The organism is Bradyrhizobium sp. USDA 4532, assembly GCF_024171315.1.
GTDB classification, from domain to species: Bacteria; Pseudomonadota; Alphaproteobacteria; order Rhizobiales; family Xanthobacteraceae; genus Bradyrhizobium; species Bradyrhizobium australafricanum.
This window is the reverse complement of the sequence record NZ_JALJZN010000001.1, coordinates 2,900,728-2,918,141: the sequence shown is the minus strand read 5'-3', so window position 1 is coordinate 2,918,141 and position 17,414 is coordinate 2,900,728. Positions and strand designations below refer to the sequence as shown.

Genomic DNA, 17,414 nt, shown 5'->3' with positions numbered 1-17,414 from the left:
GGCCGGCGCGCTACAACCTGGCGCAACGTCCAACAAAAAGGATATCCGCGATGTCCAACGCCAAGCTGCAGCCCGTCCTCGACCGCATCGACGCCGATTTCGACAACAGTCTCGAGCGGCTGTTCACGCTGCTGCGGATCAAATCGATCTCGGCCGATCCGGCCTTCGCTGATGACTGCAAGGCGGCTGCCGATCATCTCGCCAAGGACATCGCAACCCTCGGCTTCAAGACCGAAGTGCGGCCGACTGCCGGCCATCCGGCCGTGGTCGGCAAGCTGAACGGCTCGACCGACGGACGCCCGCACGTGCTGTTCTACGGCCACTACGACGTGCAGCCGGTCGATCCCTTGAATCTCTGGCACCGTCCGCCGTTCGAGCCTGTCGTGACCGACCATGCCGACGGGCGCAAGATCATCGTCGCGCGCGGCGCCGAGGACGACAAGGGACAGTTGATGACCTTCGTCGAGGCGTGCCGTGCCTGGAAGACGGTGATGGGATCGCTGCCGGTCGACATCACGATCGTCATCGAGGGTGAAGAGGAGATCGGTTCGAAGAATTTCGTGCCGTTCCTCGAGGCGAACAAGGACGACCTCAAGGCCGACTTCGCGCTGGTCTGCGACACCGGCATGTGGGACCCGAATACGCCGGCGATCACCACCTCATTGCGCGGCCTGGTCTATGACGAGGTCAAGATCAAGGCCGCCAATCGCGATCTGCATTCCGGCGTGTTCGGCGGCGGCGCGCAGAACCCGATCCGCGTGCTGACGCGGATCCTCGGCGGCCTGCATGACGAGAACGGCCACATCACCATCCCCGGTTTCTATGACGGCGTGAAGGATTTGCCGCCGGATATTCTGGCCCAGTGGAAGCAGCTCAATCTGACGCCGGAGAGCTTTCTCAAGCCGATCGGCCTCTCGGTGCCCGCCGGCGAAAGGGACCGGCTCCTGATCGAGCAGGTCTCTTCGCGCCCGACCTGCGACATCAACGGCATCGTCGGCGGCTATACCGGCGAGGGCTCCAAGACGGTGATCGCGGCCGAGGCGTCAGCGAAGGTCTCGTTCCGCCTGGTCGAGGGACAGGATCCCGAGAAGATCCGAAGGGCGTTCCGCGACTATGTGAAGGCGCGCCTGCCGGCCGACTGCAAGGCCGAGTTCACCGACCATTCCAGCGCGCCGGCGATCGCGCTCGACTGGAACATGAAGCCGCTGGCAGCCGCGCGCCGTGCGCTGACCGACGAATGGGGCAAGGAGGCGCTGCTGATCGGCTCCGGCGCCTCGATCCCGATCGTTGCCGATTTCAAGCACACGCTCGGCCTCGACAGTGTGCTGATCGGCTTCGGGCTCGACGACGACAACATCCATTCGCCGAACGAGAAGTACGACCTCAAGAGCTACCACAAGGGCATCCGCTCCTGGGCGCGGATCCTGGCGGCGTTCGCCGACGCCAAATAGCGCAACGGCAATTCACGTAAAAACGCCGCCCGGAATTGGGCGGCGTTTTGATTCGGTAGTGCAGAGGGTGTTGGCCGTTAGCCTACCCGAAGATTATGAAATTTCAATCACGGTAGCCGGGATTGACCCGGTCGAGCTTGCGCAGCAGCGGCGGCCAGACCAGCTGGGTCGAGCGCAGCTCGGCGCGGTCCGGGTTGGAGAGCAGCTCGGTGTTCTTGTCGATCGCATGCTGGTCGACCGGATAGGCGATCGGTCCGAGCGCGCGGGTCGCCACCTGCATCGAGCAGGCGCGCTCCAGATGGTACATCCGCTCGAACGCGGAGGCGACGGAGCGGCCGACCGTCAGGGTGCCGTGATTGCGCAGCAGCATGTGGTTCTTGCTGCCGAGATCGCGCTGCAGGCGCGGGCGCTCGTCATGATCGAGCGCGATGCCTTCATAGTCGTGATAGGCGAGGTCGTGGGTGACGAGCTGCGCGGTCTGGTTCAGCGGCAGCAGCCCGTCGGGGCCGCTCGACACCGCGGTGCCGTCGACGGTGTGCAGATGGAGCACGCAGCCGGCGTCCTCGCGCACCTCGTGGATCGCCGAATGGATGGTGAAGCCGGCCGGGTTGATGCTGTAGTCGCTCTTCGAAAGCTGGTTGCCGTCGAGGTCAACCTTGACGAGGCTCGACGCGGTGATCTCGTCGAACATCAGCCCGTAGGGGTTGATCAGGAAGTGATGCTCGGGCCCCGGCACGCGCGCGGAGATGTGGGTATCGACCAGATCGTCCCAGCCATAGAGCGCGACCAGCCGGTAGCAGGCAGCAAGATTGATCCGCTGCTCCCATTCCGCCGCACTCATATCCGACGGCACTTCCTTCAGGCGCGCTTCCGCTGGCGACATGACCGATTGCTCCATTGATGGCGTTATTGCTTGGTCCAAGCGTAGCGCCGCCGCCGGACCGCAGCAAGGCAGGGTAACGGCGTGACAGTCATGTCGGCATGCGGCCCACGATCGGAACGGCAATCGTCAGTGGGCAGCGTGATGCGTTACGGCGCTGGGATCGCCAGCAGGCTCGAGATGCTGCGGCCGCGGATGTCGTAGACGCGGGCGAACACGACGTCGTCGCGCTTGATCTCGACCATGACCGGCGCGGCCAGCCCCTTGCAGTAGAATTCGCCGAGTGTCATCGCGAAGTCGGCGGCATTGCTGTCCCATCCGATCGTGAAATCAGGGCCGAGCGCGACCTGCGCGGGGCGCTGCGGTCCGCACACCGCGACCTTCCACTTGCGGTTCTGCGGCGGCACTTCCTGCCGCTCCGCCAGCTGCTCGCGCAGTCCGTCGGATGCCTGCTTCAGCGCCAGGCCCCAATAGTCCAGCATGAAGAAGTTGTCCGCGGTCCGCACCGTGCCGGCGATGTGGTTGAAGTGCGTGTACTGATACGGATGCAGGCGGATCATTTCGCTGAGCGGCAGCAAGAGGCCGAATGCGAACATGGCGAGCGCCGCGGGCTGCCAGGCGCGGCGGTTCTCGCCGAGCCAGTCCATGCCGCGCGCGAATGCGACGCCGGCCAGCACCGTCATCGGCGGAATCACGAAGATGAAGTGGCGGATGCCGTTATAGAGCGCCGGCCGCTTCACCATCGCGATCACCAGCGGCAGCGTCGCCGCCAGCGTCAGCATCAGCATGATCGACTTGCGCTTCGCGGTGACGTCATAGCGCGACAGCGACATCAAGGTGATGACGACGGCGGCGGCCAGCAGCACTAGCAGCACTTCGGGAAGCTGCAGCGCGAACAAGGTGGGCAGATAGGACCACGGCATGTCCGGCACCGACACCAGCGCGCCGTCGAACATCTCCTTCCACGGTTTCTCGAAGAAGTGCGAGAAATAGGTTACCGCTTCGAGCGGATGTCCGGGCTCCATGATCGACCACGGCCAGATCAGGCCCATCACGAGATAGCCCAGCAGAAGTCCCGGCAGCAGCACATAGACGACATGGGCAAAGCGGTGGGTCGCCTCGCGCGGGCCCTGCTTGCGGAATTCCTCGATCAGGAGCGGGACGAAGCCGACCACGGCGTAGATCAATGCGAGCCCGCCAAGCACGCGGCAGCCGATCGACAGGCCGGCCCCCAGGCCGACGATCAGGATGGTGCGCGGCGAGGGCGCCGGATATTCCTCGATCAGGCGGACCAGGCCCATGATCAGGACCACCATCGCCACGGCGAACGGCGCATCCTTCGGATTCATGAACATGTGGCCGTAGAAGGTCGGGCACAGCGCCAGCAGCAGCAGCGCCGCCAGTCCCGCCAGCGGGCCGCCGACACGGCGTGCCAGGCGCCAGGTTACGGCAAGGCCGATAACGCCGACGATCGCGCCGAGCAGGCGGCGCGTCTCGAACAGTTCAAGCGGAATGAGCTTGTGCAGCAAGGCCGCGGCCATGTCGAAGCCGCCGCCGTACATATACAGATTGGCAAACGACAGCGCGCCGGTGTCCTTGAACCCGGACTCGTACATGCGCAGCAGGAGGTCGGCATATTCAGCGTGGGTGTAATCGTCCCAGCCCAGACCGTAATCGCGGAACGTCAAGCCGGCGACCACGGCGACCACGCCGAGGACGAGGACAGCGAGATCGTCGCAGGTCTTCTCCACCGAGCGCCGCGCAGGCGCCTCGAGGGCAGACGTCGTAATCGATGACATAGCTAGTGATACCGGCGTGCCTGTGGCCCAGATTGGCGCTTTAGGGCCTCATTCCCCGGCATCCATAGCGCAGTTCCGTTTCCGAGTAATTGGTAATTGTGGCGTAATTTCCCAGATGCGTTGCAATAAATTGGCAGCAATTCGTAGCCAGTAAATCTACGGGAGCTGGCTGCCCGATAGCCACTGCGGCTGCGGTGAAGCAACGCATCGCGGCTTGGTTAAGCGGGATTTTAGGGAACTCTGTCTACAATTGGCGGTTGGCGGTGTGGGCAATATGACGGTATCGTGGCGTTGGTGGCCCGCGCCGATTTTCGGTCGGGTCTCCCGGGGGTTAGTTCGATGAAGGTTGGTCTGTTGGTCGTCGGCGCGGGCCTGGTCGTGGCGGGCCTGGCGGCGATCGGCCTCGGAATTCCAAACAAGGAATTCAGCGTCGGCGGCACGTTGATCGCAACAGGCGTGACCGGCGCATGTACCGGCGTGATTGTTGTGGCCCTTGCCGCCATCCTTCGCGAACTCCAGGCCATGGGCGACCGGCTTGATGCCGTCGTGGCGGTGGGTCTGCGGTCCGGGTCGCCGTCTGCAACTTCCCCGCGCGGCACTCCCGACGATCCGGTGTTCCCGCCGCCTGAGCCGAAGGTCTCGGCGCCTCCGCCGCTGGCTCCAGCGTTCCCGCCATCCGCTCCCGCGGCGCCGCCGCCCTGGCACGACGAGATCGCCTCGCGCGGCGCATCAGGCGAGGTGCCGCCGCCTGCACCGGCGGCCGCGCCCGCGGATGGCGCTGCGCCGCCCAAGCGGCGCAATCTGCTGTTTTCCTCCTCGCGCAAGGAGCGCGAGCGGAGCCAGGGGCGTGCCGCCGAGCCGCTCACGCCGGATCTGTTGTCGCCGGAACTGCGTCCGAATCCGGGTGGTTCGGCCGAACCGGCGTCGGCAACCTTCGACGATGCCTGGCCGAAGGCCGACCGGCCGCGGCCGGTCGACGTCGCCCCGCGGCGCGGCCCCCGGACGCCATCGACCTTCGGCGAGGCCCAGTCGGCCGCCGCCGCCTCGCCGTCGTCGGGCCATCCGCCGCCGCCCCAGGAGCAGCCGCCGGTGACCGTGCTCAAATCCGGCGTCGTCGACGGCATGGCCTATTCGCTCTATTCGGACGGATCAATCGAGGCGCAGATGCCGGAGGGCATGATGCGATTTGCCTCGATCGACGAGCTCAGGTCGCATCTGGAGCAGCGGCCTTAAGATCCGGGCCAATACTTGCGCGCGGCCGGCCCGAAGCCGGAAACGCAGCCGTTGTTGTCAGATTTGCAGCAATTCGTGCATATTCGCAAAGTAGTACGCGATTCCATTAATGTATTGCTGCGCATGGATACTGTCCGGTGGGCGCCGGGCTGTCGATAGCACGGGGAAGATTGAGCCATGTCCGATACGTCAGGCAAAACGCCGGTCGAGCTGACCGCCAACATCGTTTCGGCCTATCTCAGCAACAATCCGACGCCGGCCTCGGACATTCCGAACCTGATCAGCCAGGTCCACTCCGCCTTGCTGCGGGTGTCGAGCGGACGCAACGACACGCCGAGCGAGCCGGCCAAGCCTGCGGTGTCGATGAAGAAGTCGATCACGCCCGAATATCTGGTGTGCCTCGAGGACGGCAAGCGCTTCAAGTCGCTGAAGCGCCATCTGCGCACCCAGTACAACATGACCCCGGAACAGTACCGCGACAAATGGGGCCTGCCGGCCGACTATCCGATGGTGGCGCCGAACTATGCGGTGGCGCGCTCGCAACTTGCCAAGAAAATGGGCCTCGGCCAGCAGGCGCGGAAGCGGAAATAGGAGATTACGCGGCGGACGCCAGCGCCTCGCGCGCATCGTTGCGGATGCGGTCGACCATCGAGCGCAGGCCGTTGGAGCGCTGCGGCGTCAGATGGTCGCGGAAGCCGAATTCGTCGAACAGCGCGAGCGCGTCGGTGCCGAGGATTTTCTTGGGCGTTTGCCCGGAAAACAGCGTCAGCACGATCGCGACCAGGCCGCGCACGATGTGGGCGTCGCTGTCGCCGATATAGATCAGGCGCGGTTCGCCGTTGGCATCGCGCTCGATCCGCTTCGACAGCCAGACCTGGCTGACGCAGCCCTGCACCTTGTTCTCGGCCGAGTGCTCCGCCTCCGACAACGGTTCGAGCGTGCGGCCGAGCTCGATGACATAGCGGTAACGGTCGTCCCACTCGTCCAGCAGCGCAAAATTGTCCCTGATTTCGTCGATCGTCGTCATCGTGGCCCGCGTCCTGTCCTTGACGGCTTATATAGGAAGGCGGGCCGCGAAAGCGATGAAAATGGAACCGGTTCCCGGCTGTTTTGACGCGTTTTCTTCACGCGAACCGGTGCCTGCCTCGCTCGACAGCGCCTTGGTTTCCGCTCACGGCGTCGGCGGCAGGCGGAATTCGATCGACTGATCCTCTGCGGTCAGCGTGTCGCGGAACGCGGTGGCTGAATCGGTATTGTCCTGGCCGATCGAGCCGGTGTGATCGGGTGGCTTCTTGTCGGTGATGATCTGGTAGAGCTTGCGCGCCCCGTCGGTCGCGCGCTGGCCGATTGCGGTCGCGGCCTGGCCGCCGACCTCGCAGGCGGACGGCTGGCGCTTGCAGAACTGACCCATGTCGTTGATCGTCGCGGTCGCGGCCGACACCGCGTCCGACGCGCTGATCTGCGGCGCCTTGTCCGCTTCAGGTGTTTTGTCTCTCGGCAGCAGCACGAGCACAAGCCCGAGCCAGAATGCCAAACGCAGCAGGAAGAACATGGCGCGATCCCGGTCGTCTGTCTTGCTTCTTGCGCGGTCGATGCCGCTATTGGCCTTGAGAGTTAGCATCGGTCGATAAATCGGAAGTATCTGCATTGAAGTAAATCCGCCGAAAAATCGCGGAAAATTCGCCTGAATTGATTCGCCGTAAATTTTCGATTGATGGCGGCCGACGCGCGCCGGATACGCAGGATTCGCCCCGTCCACCATTTCGAAACCATAGATTGTCGCATCCGGAAACCAGCCGTTCACCATCCCCGACAAATGGCCGGTGAATAGCGGGTCAAACCCACTCCAATGCACGGTGTTTGGCGGCAGGCCGCCCAGCCTTAGCGTTCGCTTAAGTTCGCTCTGACACGTTGACCTGCAATCACGAAGGAGGCGTTCCGGCGCGTCTGTGTTGACGATTGAGCCGAAGCGCGAGTGCTGTGAGTAGTTTGAGTCTGATCCGCGATTGCCTGGATGCGCTGCTGCATCCGTCGGCGCAATATGATGCGCTGACGCGTGCGCGCCATCGTGCCTTCATGGCGCCGCGGCTGCTCGGCAGCCTGGCGGCGCTTGCCTCGTTCCCTGCCTTTCTTGCGATGCGCGGTGCGCCGACGGCGATCGAGGTCGCGGCATTCGCCTGGCTGATCGCGCCGATTCTGCTGTCGTGGTTCCTGTCGCGCACCGGCCGCTATGAAGGCGCGCATGTGCTGTCGTCGCTGGCGCTCGCCGGTCTCGTGATGATGATCGCGGCGACGACCGGCGGCATCGCCTCGTTCGCCGCCGTGTGGCTCGTCGTGATTCCGATCGAGGCGGCGCTGTCGGCCTCGCGGCGTGTGGTGGCGTTTGCGTTCGCGCTGGCGATGATCTGCGCGGCGCTGCTGAGCGTGCTCGGCCATTATCATGTACTGCCGGTCGTCGATCCCACGGTTGCTTCGAACAGCACGCTGGTCGGTTTCGGCGTCGTGTCGGCGATCTTCTACGCCGCCGGGCTCGCCTTCGGTGCGGAGTCGCTGGCGCGCACCAGCGTGGCGCTGCTCTATGTCGAGGAAGAGCGCTACCGCCTGCTCGCGCATAACATGAGCGACGTGCTGTCGCGGCACAGCCGCAACGGCGCGGTGCGCTTCATTTCGCCCACGGCCGAGAACATGCTCGGCGTGCCGGCATCGCGGCTGTTGGGCCATGGCCTGTTCGACCGCGTTCATGTCGCCGATCGCCCGGCCTATCTCACGGCGCTGTCGGACGCCGCGCGCGGTGACTCCCGCAGCGTCGAGTTCCGCGTGCGCCGTGACGGTGCGCGGGGCGAAGCCGTCGCCGAATTCATCTGGGCCGAGATGCGCTGCCGCCCGCTCGATCAGGCCGCCGCCGATGCCGAGGTCGTCGCCGTGATCCGCGACGTGACCGATCGCAAGGTGCAGGAGCAGGCGCTCGAACAGGCGCGCAATGTGGCCGAGCAGGCCGATGCGTCGAAGACGCGCTTCCTGGCCACCATGAGCCACGAACTGCGCACCCCGCTCAACGCCATCATCGGCTTCTCCGAGATGATCGCGCAGGAAGACGTGCTCGGCCTCGACGTGGCCCGCCGCAAGGAATACGCGCAGCTGATCAACGATTCCGGCCAGCATCTGCTGTCGGTCGTCAACGGCATCCTCGACATGTCGAAGATGGAGTCCGGCAATTTCGAGATTTCGCCGGAGCCGTTTGCGCCGCGGCCGGCGCTGCTCAATTGCTGCAATCTTGTGGCGTTGAAGGCGCGCGAGAGCGGCGTCGATCTCGTCACCCGGGTGCCCGACGATCTGCCGATCGTGAACGGCGATCCGCGCGCGTTCAAGCAGATCGTGCTCAATCTGGTCTCGAACGCCATCAAGTTCACCGAGCGCGGCGGCAAGGTCACCGTGTCGGCCGGCGTCGAGGGATCGCGGCTGGTGCTGCGTGTCTCGGACACCGGGGTCGGCATCGCCGCCGATGATCTCAAGCGGATCGGCGATCCGTTCTTCCAGGCCGGCAAGACTTATCAGCGCCGCCACGAGGGCACCGGTCTTGGTCTTTCCATCGTGAAGGGGCTGGTCGGCCTGCACCACGGCGAAATCAATGTGGAGAGCAAGGTGGGCGAGGGCACCATTGTATCGGTCGCGCTGCCGCTGGCGTTCACCCCGCCCGCCGCCGTCGAGCCGTCCAGCAATGTCTCGACCCTGAAGCCCGCGCTGCGTTCCGGACTACAAGAGCAAACCCATCAGGTGAAGAAGAGTGCCTAGACAGACTTTGGATGACGATGAAACGCCGCGCCGTCGCCGCGGCGCCAAGGCAGTGGCCATCGCGGCCGAGGAGGAACGTGGCCTCGTCCTGCGCCTGCTGCTGCACAGTCCGAAGGATCTGGTCGCCGGCGTGCTGGCGACGTCTGCCATCGTTGCGATCCTGATCAATGCGCTGTTCCTGCAGGCGGGCCGTCATCCGTCGCCGATGTTCGGCGGTTCGGTTGTGACGCTGCCGCCGCCGGCCCCGGTTGCCGCGGCCACCAGCCCGATACCGCGCCCGCGTCCGGCCGAGGCGGCTGCCCGATCGGCCGAGCCCGTCGACGTGAAGCCGGTGGAGACCAAGCCGGCCGAGACCAGGTCCGTCGAAGCCAAGCCAGCAGAACCCAAGGTCGAGGCCAAGCCGGTCGATCCGATGGCCAATCTGGTGCTGAAATCGACCACTGCGCCACCGGCCGCAGCACCGTCCCCGGCCGCCGCGCCGTCCAGCGTCATTCGTCCGCCGGCGTCGATTCCGACACAGCATCTGAGCCCGGCCGGAAAACGCATCGCCGCGGTCCAGCGTACACTGACCGAGTATGGCTACGGCCAGCTCAAGCCGACCGGCACGATCGGCGCCGACACCCAGCACGCGATCGCGAAGTTCGAGCGCGCCCGCAAGCTGCCGGTGACCGGACAGATGTCCGATCGCTTGGTGCGCGAGCTCGGCGCGATGATCGGCCATTCGATCGAGTAATCTCTCTGCGAAGGCATTGAATATGTATTCGTCATGCCCGGGCTTGTCCCGGGCATTGACGTCTTTGAGACTTGTTGCAGCCAAGACGTGGTTGGCCGGGACAAGCCCGGCCATGACGAGTTAAGGCGCATCGCCCAGCAGAACGTCCCTGACCTCGTCGGAGAACAGCTTCCTGCGGCCGGCCACCAGCACCCATTCCGGATCGTCGCGATCCGGAATAGCGCGCGGCATGCCGTGATCGAGCAGGGCCTGCGCGCAGGCCACCCAGTCGCCGCCCCTGACCGGCTCGTTGCAGGAGGCCCATGACAAGGAGCCGGACGCGTTGTCGCCGAAGCCGTGCTGCTCGGTCCACTCCGCGCCGTGCTCGAGCAGGAATCGCGTCAGGCCGGCATTGCCGCGGAACACCGCGTGATTGAGTGCCGACGCATCCCAATCGCCGCCGCGCACCGTGATCGGCCAGCCGAGCTCGACCATCAGCCGCACCGCATCGTCGCCGCCTGCCGCGGCGAACTCCGGGAGCAACCGCAATTGCCGCGGTGAAAGTGAACCTGGAAGATCGGGCCGACCGGCCTGGATTCGCCGCGCCTCGCTCTCGTCACCGCTGCTGCACGCCGCGACGAACCGCTCATCATCGGCAAGCGTCTCGTCGCCGGTACGCTCGCGGAGCAACTCGGCGACCTCGGTCAGTCCGAACTGCAGCGCGTACCTGTAGGCGCTGAGCCCGCCTGGTGTCGTGATGCGCGGATCCGCGCCGGCGTCGAGCAGTATCGCGATGCAGGTTCGCGACCGCCGCCGGCGGATCGCCCACAGCAACGGCGAGCCGCATTCGGTCAGCGGCGCGTTGCCGGCGGGTTCGTTTGGATTGCCGCCGTGCCGCAGCAGCAGGTCGAGCGCCGCCACGTTCTCGTCATCGAGCACCTTGTACATCGCGTTGGTGCCGGCGATCCGTGCGCCATGCTCGAGCAGCAGGCCAGTCGTCACCGAGCCTTCGAGCGAGTGGTAGAGCGATTCATTGTCGTTCGGATTGGCGCCCGCTTCGAGCAACAGTTTGGTCAGTTCGAGATCGTGGTTGCGGCCGGCGGCGCCGTACAGCGCTGACAGCGGATTGCTGTCATCGGGTGCGTCGAGCGTTCCGGGCGGCCAGCGGCTGCTGATGTGCTGGTCGGGATCGGCGCCGGCCTGCAGCAGCAGGCGTGCGCAGCGATGCAGCCGCGCTTCAAATTCCGGAATCTGCAGCAGGCTGGAATGCGTCACGGCGACCAGCGGCGGCAGTTTGAACGGACCGCCGGCACGGTTGACCCATGTGGGATCGTCGTTGGCGGTGCGTTGCACTGTCTCCTCGTCACCGATGGCGCAGGCGAGATAGGGATCGTCGGCGACAAGACTGGAATCCTCGGTGAGCATCCGCGCCGCAACGCGCGGATTGGCGCGGTCGGTGGTCCCGGCGACGTCCGCGGCATAGACCAGCTGCAGCCATCGCCGCACGCGATCGGCCTTGCTTTTACCGGACGGCAATTGTGCGTCGACATAGCGCCGCAGGTCCGGCCAGGAGGCGAAGCCAAGATCGCGCGCCACGCAGGACTGCGCATCGTGCAGCCGCAGATTGAGCGCGGCGATTTGATCGTCGCTGCGCCCGGCCGCAGCCGGAAGCGCATGCCGGAAACGCGCGTAGGCCTCTGGCGCCTGCCGCCGATAAAGGCGGATGAGCTCCTTGGCCTGCTTCTTCAGATGTTCGAGATTCAATCGCCCGGGCGATCGGTCCATGGAAACCTCCGTGCATCATCGCCGATGGTCCACAAAACCGGCTGCACAAAGGCTTGGTTGGCCGCTCAATTGGTGCAAGTGGGTTCAACCCTTCCCGTGGACCCGGGCGCGGCTTGCACCGCAGATGCAAGGATATGGGTGACGATTGGTTCGGTCAACCCGCCGCTGCGTGACGACATCTGTGACAATTGGACGTGGCCGCGCCGCTGGCCTATAGCTCGGCGCATGCGATTGAAAACCAGCATATGGGTCGCGGCGTATCTGCGCCGCTGCCAGACCGAAGGCGTGTTCGGCGCAGTCCGCAAGAAGGGCGCCGAGGAAGCCGGCGCCGTGTTCGTCAAGGTGGCGCTGATGGACGGCAACGCGATGTTGTATGCGCCGGCGCCGCAGACGGTCTATGACGACAGCCGTCCGGTCGAGCGGCTGTTCGTGCCGACGGCACCACAGCCGGTTTCCGAGCCATCTGTCGAGGAGCGCTTGACCAAGGAGCTCCGCTTCGATCCCGACGCCTGGATCGTCGAGACCGAGGACCGTGCCGGCCGGCACTTTCTTGATCTGGCGAAAAGCTAGCTTCCGGACTTCTGGTTGCGAATGGCGGGCGCGCTGCCGGGCTGCAACGCGGGGCGCGTCTGCGACGCCGTCGCGCGCACGCGATGACGCTCATCGTCATAGAGCGACGAGCGATACCTGGCGCGGGCCACCGCCATGGTCGAGCCGCGCCACGCCGCCAGCATCACCAACGCCGAGCGCTCGCTCAGGCGATCGTAGAGCCGCGACAGCCGATAGACGTAGTTGACCGAGGAGCCGGCTTCCGGATTGAGGAACATCAGGATCCGCTGGAACGCGGCGCTCGACACGTCAAGCGCCCGCATCGCGCAGGCGAGCGGCTCGCCGCCGGGATCGTTGACGACGTCCGCGGCGATCCGCGACGGCAGGATCAGCGCCTCGCCGAGTTCGAGCGTGAAGTTATCGAGGTCCTCGGCAAACGCTGCCATCTCCAGGATATGGATCGCGCGCGCGGCGCGCGCGGCCGGGATCCGCGCCGCAGCCTTCAGCGGCGTCTCCTGCAGATTGTGCAGGATCTGCGCGCGCTCCCTCGTGCTGGCGGCAAAGAACATGTCGGAGATTTCGGCGGCATCGTTTGGCCGCATGGCAAGGCTCGCGGCCATCCGCAGCTCGGCTTCGGTCGGGACCTTGGCCGGCAGCGCTGACGGGGCGGGCGCGGGAATTGGCGTGGCCGCCGGCATCGGCTGGTCGGGACCGACGCGGCGCAGCCCGAGCTTGTCCACGATCCGCGCGGGCGTCGCCGGATAGATCGCAAGCCGCGCGCGGACCGCGGCACGCGTCGCGTCGTCGACCTCGTCGATCAGGCGCGTCGTCAACTCGACGAACTGGCGCTCTTCATCGGCGGAGTGGGCGCTCGCCTGCACATAGAGGTCGGTCAGGACGCGCAGCAGCGTCGGGCGGATGTCGACGCCCTCGCGACGGGAGAGCGTCATCAGCCCATCGAAACCAGGAAATAGCGGAGCTGCGCTCATCTCGGGCGTACGCGACTTGCCAGTGAACTTCGGTTTGAAAGCCTTGTGGCAGCGAGCCTACGCAGGCTGTTTTAAGAGGCAGTTAAGGAAAACAAGCCGTGAAGGTGAATGCTCGAATTTGCGCGTGTCTATTAAGGCACAGCGCCATATCCGTAACCGTCCGTACCGGCGGCTTAAGATGTCATTAACCATGCGCGTTCTTAACTCGGCATGCGCGGGGCAAATCATGTCCGTGCGGGGCCAGAGAGAACGGAACATGGGCACCATCGTTGAGTTTCCGGCGGATGCGGCTGCACGGCGGCCGAGCATGGCCGGTGCTGCTGGCGAAGGCATGGGGACCGTACTGATCCTTCCCGTCGTCCGGATCGAGCGAACGATGGAGGAGACCGGCGGTGGTCGCGGACCGGAGCAGGGCACTGCGCAGGGCCGCCGTCGCCGACGCCGCTCCTGATCGCGGACATCGGGCAATGCCGGAGCTTGTGCAGCGGACCGTCGCGCGGCGGTCACTCCCGGCGCTGATCCTGCTGCTGGCGGGCTCGGCGCTCGCCGGCTGCAGCGGCGGCGATTTCGGCCGCACCCGGGCCGATTTCCGCAACGACGATATGCATCGCTGGATCGGTGCCGAGGCGACCGGCAGCATCGGCAAGAACGCCTCGCAATTCCAGCTCACCGAACACGAACGTCAGCTGCGCGACCTCGCCTATCAGTTCATCGAGCCGCCGCTGTCGCGTCCGGCGTGGAAGAGCGTATTCGGCGACTACCAGCCGCTGCCTTCGCCGTGGCGGCAGAGGGTCGTGTTCGATCGCACCGCCTATGGCCGCAATTTGATCGACGAGCCGCATCGCTCGTTCGCCTCGCGCTATTCGCTGCTGATCGACGAGGTGCGCGACGACATCACCCGCTTCGAGCCGTTCTTCGCCACCGCGCTCCAGGTGATCGAGCTCGATCGCAAGCGCAATGCCAGCCTCCACATGATCGCCGACGTGTCGCCGCGCGAGCGGGCTGATGCGGTGGCGCGGATGGAAGAGAACACGCTGATCGTGCAATGGGTCCAGCAGGCCCTGGAGCGGCGGATCTCGTCCTATCGCTGGGCGCTGGAGCGACTGGTGATCCAGGCGCCCGACGGCATGGCCGCCGACGCCGAACGCCAGATCAACGAGCTCGCCCGGCTCACCGCCAATGCGCCGCTCATATCCGCGCCGGTGACAGGCCAGGCCGTGGTGACGAAGGGCTAGTCTAGGCACGCTTCGTTTTCTTCGCCGTCGATTTGACCCGGCGACTGTTGGCTTGCCGTGGCAAGCTCGCAATGAATGCCTTCAGCGCATCGGAGGGCGGGTGGGCCGAGGGGTAGGCGAGGCCGACCTGGCGCGTCACGTCGATATCGATCGCGCGCATTGCGACGTCCGGATTGCCGCGCGCCACGCCCTCGGGGACGATCGCGACGCCGATCCCAGCCGCGACCAGCGCCATCGCCCATTCCTCGGATTCCGCGATCGCCACCGGCTTGCGCGGCGGTGAGGCACCCTTGAAGAATTCCTGCTGCTCGCAATGGCAACGATCGATCATCGGAACGCCGGCGAAGTCGGTGGTCCGGAGCGTCTCCTTCAGCGTCAGGGGATGCGAGGGCGGCAATGCCGCGACATAGCGCTCGCTCCACAGCGGGATGAAGTGCTCGCCGGCGCCGACCATGGTCTTGGCGACGATCCGCGCGTCGGCCTTCTCGCTGGCGCCGACCAGCCGGAGCGCAAGATCGGTATTGCCGGTCAGCGGCTTCAGCAGCGCGATGGTCCGGGTCTGATCGAGCGTCCGCAACAGGCCGAGCGTCAGCGCCTGCCGCGTCGCGGGCTTGCGGAAGAGATTTCGCGCCGCGTCCGCCTCGTCGATGATCCTGCGGGCGATGCCGTGAAACTGCGCGGCTGAGGCGGTCGGGGCCATGCCCTTCTTGTGCCGGATGAACAGCGTGGTGCCGAGCTCGGCCTCGAGATTGGTGATCGCCGCCGAGATCGACGGCTGCGAGATGAAGCAGCGCTTCGCCGCGGCGGTCAGATTGCGCTCGCGGTAGACTGCGGCGAAGTAGCGGAGTTCGCGGATATCCATAGGTGTATCCTATCACATGGATAGAAAGACAATATTTTACCTATGGAAACGCGAGTGGCAAGTCTGCGCCTGTTACAGCGGAGGACCTGTCATGCGCATCCACCATCTCAACACCGGCACGATGTGCCCGATCGGAAAGCGGCTCGTGAACGGCAGCGGCAGCATCTTCCAGCGGGCGCGGATGGTCTGTCATTGCCTGCTGGTCGAGAGCAATGATGGCCTCGTGCTGGTCGACACCGGGATCGGGCTCGACGACATCGGCGACCCGCCGCGGCTCGGACGCAAATGGGTGCGGCAGACGACGCCGCGGCTCGATCCGGCCGAGACGGCGGTGCGGCAGGTCAAGGCGCTCGGCTTCTCGCCGGACGATGTGCGCCATGTGCTGCTGACGCATCTCGACCGCGATCACGCCGGCGGCGTGCCGGACTTTCCGAAGGCCAGGGTGCACGTCGATCGCAAGGAGTACGACATGGCGGTAACGCATCAGGTCACGCCGCCGCAGGGGCGCTACATCACGGCGCAGTGGCAGCACGGGCCGGACTGGGCGTTCTACGGTGCCGGCGGCGAGGACTGGTTCGGCTTCAAGGGCGTGCGCGCGCTCGGCGACCGCGAGCCGGACATTCTGATGATCCCGTTGCCGGGCCACACGCTCGGCCATTGCGGGATCGCGGTGCGCGACAAGGACAGCTGGCTGCTGCACGCCGGCGACGCCTATTTCCACCACGCGCAGCTCGACGCCAGGCCGCGGATCCCGCTGGTGCTCGGCATGTTCCAGCGCCGGGCGGACATGGATCGCGCGATGCGCATCCAGAACCAGGAGCGGCTGCGGCAATTGAAGGCGGCGCATGGCGCTGATGTGACGATCGTCAACAGCCACGATCCCGTCGACTACGAGACCTGCCGCTGCGGCCGGCACGCGCTCGCCGCGAGCTAGCGCTTGCGTGCCGCAGGCGGCGGGGCCGGCACAGGCAGCGGCGGCGGCGCCTCCTGCTTGGCCGCGACCGGCTCGGTCTGCACCTTGCAGGAGGAGGCGGCGAGCGAGGCCTGCGCCTGCGGCATCAGGCCGGGCTCCGGCGCCAGCGCCTTCAGGAGGATCAGGCCGGTTGAGGTCGGCGAGTCGATGATCAGCCGGTCGGCAGCGGTGATTTCCTCGTCCTCCGGCAGCTCGTTGTGCTGCGCTTCCGTCATCAGGTCGAGCTCGATCACCTTCTTGCCGGCCGAGCGGTCGTTGATCGCGTAATAGGCGACCTCGTTGCGGGTGTAGAACGACACCGACGTATAGGCCTGGCTGACCGGCACGGTGAGCTTGAGCGGCCCGGTCGAGAGATCGTAGCGGCAGATCGCCACCGCGAAGGCCGGATCCATCAGCGGCATCGGCGAGTGGCTCGGGTCGGCCAGCGGCAGCTGCGTCACCTCGTTGAGCTTGGTCATCGGCGTCAGCCGCGAATAGGCGTCCTGCGAGGCGATGCGCGGCAGCGCCAGCACGCTGACGAGATGCACCACGCCGCCGAGCAGCACGCCTGCGAGGATGGTGAGCAGCACGCGGATCATGGGCAGCCCGTCGTTGTGATCGACGGCATCGGCGCGTCGCGCTGGGTGCGGGTCGCGACCCCGACCGGCGTGTCGTAGAGCCGCAGCATCAGCGCGTAGCGCTCGATGCCGCCGGTCGGCAGCCAGTTGCCGGCGCGCGAGCGCGAGGCGATGTGGATCTCGAACGTGCCGTCGGAGGCGCGCATGATCTCCTGGCTGGTGAAGCCGTAGCGCTGCAGCGTGTTGGCGACCAGGTGCCCCTTGCGGTCGAACAGCGTCAGCGTCCAGAACCGCGCCGCCGGCGTCACGCCGCTGACCACGATGTCGCAGCGGCCGTCGAGCGGCTTGTTCTTGTCGTCTGTGGTCGCCGAGAACGCGATGCCGTCGCCGGTGCCGATCGGCAACTCGCCGCTGCGCGCGATGGTGGCGCGCGAGTAGGGATCGACATCGGAGGTGCCGCTCTTCGGCCGCGCGGTCCAGGCGCCGATCTTCAGCGTGCCGAGATCGGTGCCGCGGGTCGCCGTCGCGTAGGTCAGGCCGAGGCCGACGGCGGTGGCGATGACGAGTGCCAACAAGGTGGTGAGGAGGAGCCGCACG

Annotated in this window: 18 protein-coding genes; 9 read left to right on the top strand and 9 right to left on the bottom strand. The window is 66.0% G+C overall.

Annotated features, from left to right (window positions below; genetic code table 11):
• Positions 1-50 precede the first annotated feature (50 nt).
• The gene (locus J2R76_RS14010) at positions 51-1,451 is read left to right on the top strand and encodes a M20/M25/M40 family metallo-hydrolase (RefSeq protein WP_076833151.1); all 1,401 of its coding nucleotides are present in this window, start codon (positions 51-53) and stop codon (positions 1,449-1,451) included.
• A gap of 103 nt (positions 1,452-1,554) precedes the next feature.
• Here the strand turns inward: J2R76_RS14010 and J2R76_RS14005 are convergent, their stop codons facing one another.
• Together J2R76_RS14005 and J2R76_RS14000 are read right to left on the bottom strand one after the other, a co-directional pair.
• Positions 1,555-2,334, bottom strand: coding sequence for a class II aldolase/adducin family protein (locus tag J2R76_RS14005; RefSeq protein ID WP_028331642.1), 780 nt, complete (start codon positions 2,332-2,334; stop codon positions 1,555-1,557).
• A gap of 146 nt (positions 2,335-2,480) precedes the next feature.
• Positions 2,481-4,130: a glycosyltransferase family 39 protein gene (locus tag J2R76_RS14000; protein WP_076833154.1), complete on the bottom strand. Its 1,650-nt coding sequence runs from the start codon at positions 4,128-4,130 to the stop codon at positions 2,481-2,483.
• Between the two features lie 339 nt (positions 4,131-4,469).
• On the opposite strand from J2R76_RS14000, the gene J2R76_RS13995 reads away from it, so the two are divergent.
• Both J2R76_RS13995 and J2R76_RS13990 read left to right on the top strand, forming a co-directional pair.
• Positions 4,470-5,363, top strand: a complete 894-nt coding sequence (locus J2R76_RS13995) for a hypothetical protein (RefSeq protein ID WP_076833157.1) — start codon at positions 4,470-4,472, stop codon at positions 5,361-5,363.
• Between the two features lie 177 nt (positions 5,364-5,540).
• Positions 5,541-5,954, top strand: a complete 414-nt coding sequence (locus J2R76_RS13990) for a MucR family transcriptional regulator (protein ID WP_057015640.1) — start codon at positions 5,541-5,543, stop codon at positions 5,952-5,954.
• 4 nt (positions 5,955-5,958) lie between these two features.
• On the opposite strand, the gene J2R76_RS13985 is transcribed toward J2R76_RS13990, so the two are convergent.
• Positions 5,959-6,390, bottom strand: coding sequence for a SufE family protein (locus tag J2R76_RS13985; protein ID WP_076833160.1), 432 nt, complete (start codon positions 6,388-6,390; stop codon positions 5,959-5,961).
• Between the two features lie 144 nt (positions 6,391-6,534).
• On the bottom strand, positions 6,535-6,915 hold the full coding sequence (locus J2R76_RS13980) for a DUF5330 domain-containing protein (RefSeq protein ID WP_057015747.1): 381 nt from the start codon (positions 6,913-6,915) through the stop codon (positions 6,535-6,537).
• Positions 6,916-7,343: 428 nt separating this feature from the next.
• Between J2R76_RS13980 and J2R76_RS13975 the strand changes: the two genes are divergently transcribed.
• Positions 7,344-9,155 (top strand): ATP-binding protein, encoded by a 1,812-nt coding sequence (locus tag J2R76_RS13975; RefSeq protein WP_076833163.1) that lies wholly within the window; start codon positions 7,344-7,346, stop codon positions 9,153-9,155.
• Positions 9,148-9,888: a peptidoglycan-binding domain-containing protein gene (locus J2R76_RS13970; RefSeq protein ID WP_199805192.1), complete on the top strand. Its 741-nt coding sequence runs from the start codon at positions 9,148-9,150 to the stop codon at positions 9,886-9,888. Before J2R76_RS13975 ends, J2R76_RS13970 begins: the two co-directional genes overlap by 8 nt.
• A gap of 120 nt (positions 9,889-10,008) precedes the next feature.
• Here J2R76_RS13970 and J2R76_RS13965 read toward each other — a convergent pair whose 3' ends face one another.
• Entirely contained in the window at positions 10,009-11,652 is a 1,644-nt protein-coding gene (locus J2R76_RS13965; RefSeq protein WP_076833169.1) for an ankyrin repeat domain-containing protein, read from the bottom strand.
• A 225-nt stretch (positions 11,653-11,877) separates the two neighbouring features.
• Here J2R76_RS13965 and J2R76_RS13960 point away from each other — a divergent pair, with 225 nt between their 5' ends.
• Entirely contained in the window at positions 11,878-12,222 is a 345-nt protein-coding gene (locus tag J2R76_RS13960; protein WP_074131034.1) for a DUF1491 family protein, read from the top strand.
• On the opposite strand, the gene J2R76_RS13955 is transcribed toward J2R76_RS13960, so the two are convergent.
• Positions 12,219-13,151 (bottom strand): DUF2336 domain-containing protein, encoded by a 933-nt coding sequence (locus J2R76_RS13955; protein ID WP_143271184.1) that lies wholly within the window; start codon positions 13,149-13,151, stop codon positions 12,219-12,221. The two genes, J2R76_RS13960 and J2R76_RS13955, sit on opposite strands and share 4 nt — an antisense overlap.
• A 295-nt stretch (positions 13,152-13,446) precedes the next feature.
• Between J2R76_RS13955 and J2R76_RS13950 the strand changes: the two genes are divergently transcribed.
• Positions 13,447-13,641 carry a hypothetical protein gene (locus tag J2R76_RS13950; protein ID WP_076833575.1) on the top strand — a complete coding sequence of 65 codons (195 nt, stop codon included), beginning with the start codon at positions 13,447-13,449 and terminating at the stop codon, positions 13,639-13,641.
• Between the two features lie 16 nt (positions 13,642-13,657).
• The gene (locus J2R76_RS13945; RefSeq protein ID WP_076833173.1) at positions 13,658-14,425 is read left to right on the top strand and encodes a hypothetical protein; all 768 of its coding nucleotides are present in this window, start codon (positions 13,658-13,660) and stop codon (positions 14,423-14,425) included.
• Between the two features lies 1 nt (position 14,426).
• Here the strand turns inward: J2R76_RS13945 and J2R76_RS13940 are convergent, their stop codons facing one another.
• The gene (locus J2R76_RS13940; protein WP_076833176.1) at positions 14,427-15,287 is read right to left on the bottom strand and encodes a LysR family transcriptional regulator; all 861 of its coding nucleotides are present in this window, start codon (positions 15,285-15,287) and stop codon (positions 14,427-14,429) included.
• 91 nt (positions 15,288-15,378) lie between these two features.
• On the opposite strand from J2R76_RS13940, the gene J2R76_RS13935 reads away from it, so the two are divergent.
• Positions 15,379-16,221, top strand: a complete 843-nt coding sequence (locus J2R76_RS13935; protein WP_076833179.1) for an MBL fold metallo-hydrolase — start codon at positions 15,379-15,381, stop codon at positions 16,219-16,221.
• Here the strand turns inward: J2R76_RS13935 and J2R76_RS13930 are convergent.
• Positions 16,218-16,838 (bottom strand): DUF1254 domain-containing protein, encoded by a 621-nt coding sequence (locus J2R76_RS13930; RefSeq protein WP_057020197.1) that lies wholly within the window; start codon positions 16,836-16,838, stop codon positions 16,218-16,220. The two genes, J2R76_RS13935 and J2R76_RS13930, sit on opposite strands and share 4 nt — an antisense overlap.
• Complete coding sequence (locus J2R76_RS13925) at positions 16,835-17,413, bottom strand: DUF1214 domain-containing protein (RefSeq protein WP_057020198.1); 579 nt, start codon at positions 17,411-17,413, stop codon at positions 16,835-16,837. Before J2R76_RS13925 ends, J2R76_RS13930 begins: the two co-directional genes overlap by 4 nt.
• Position 17,414 lies beyond the last annotated feature (1 nt).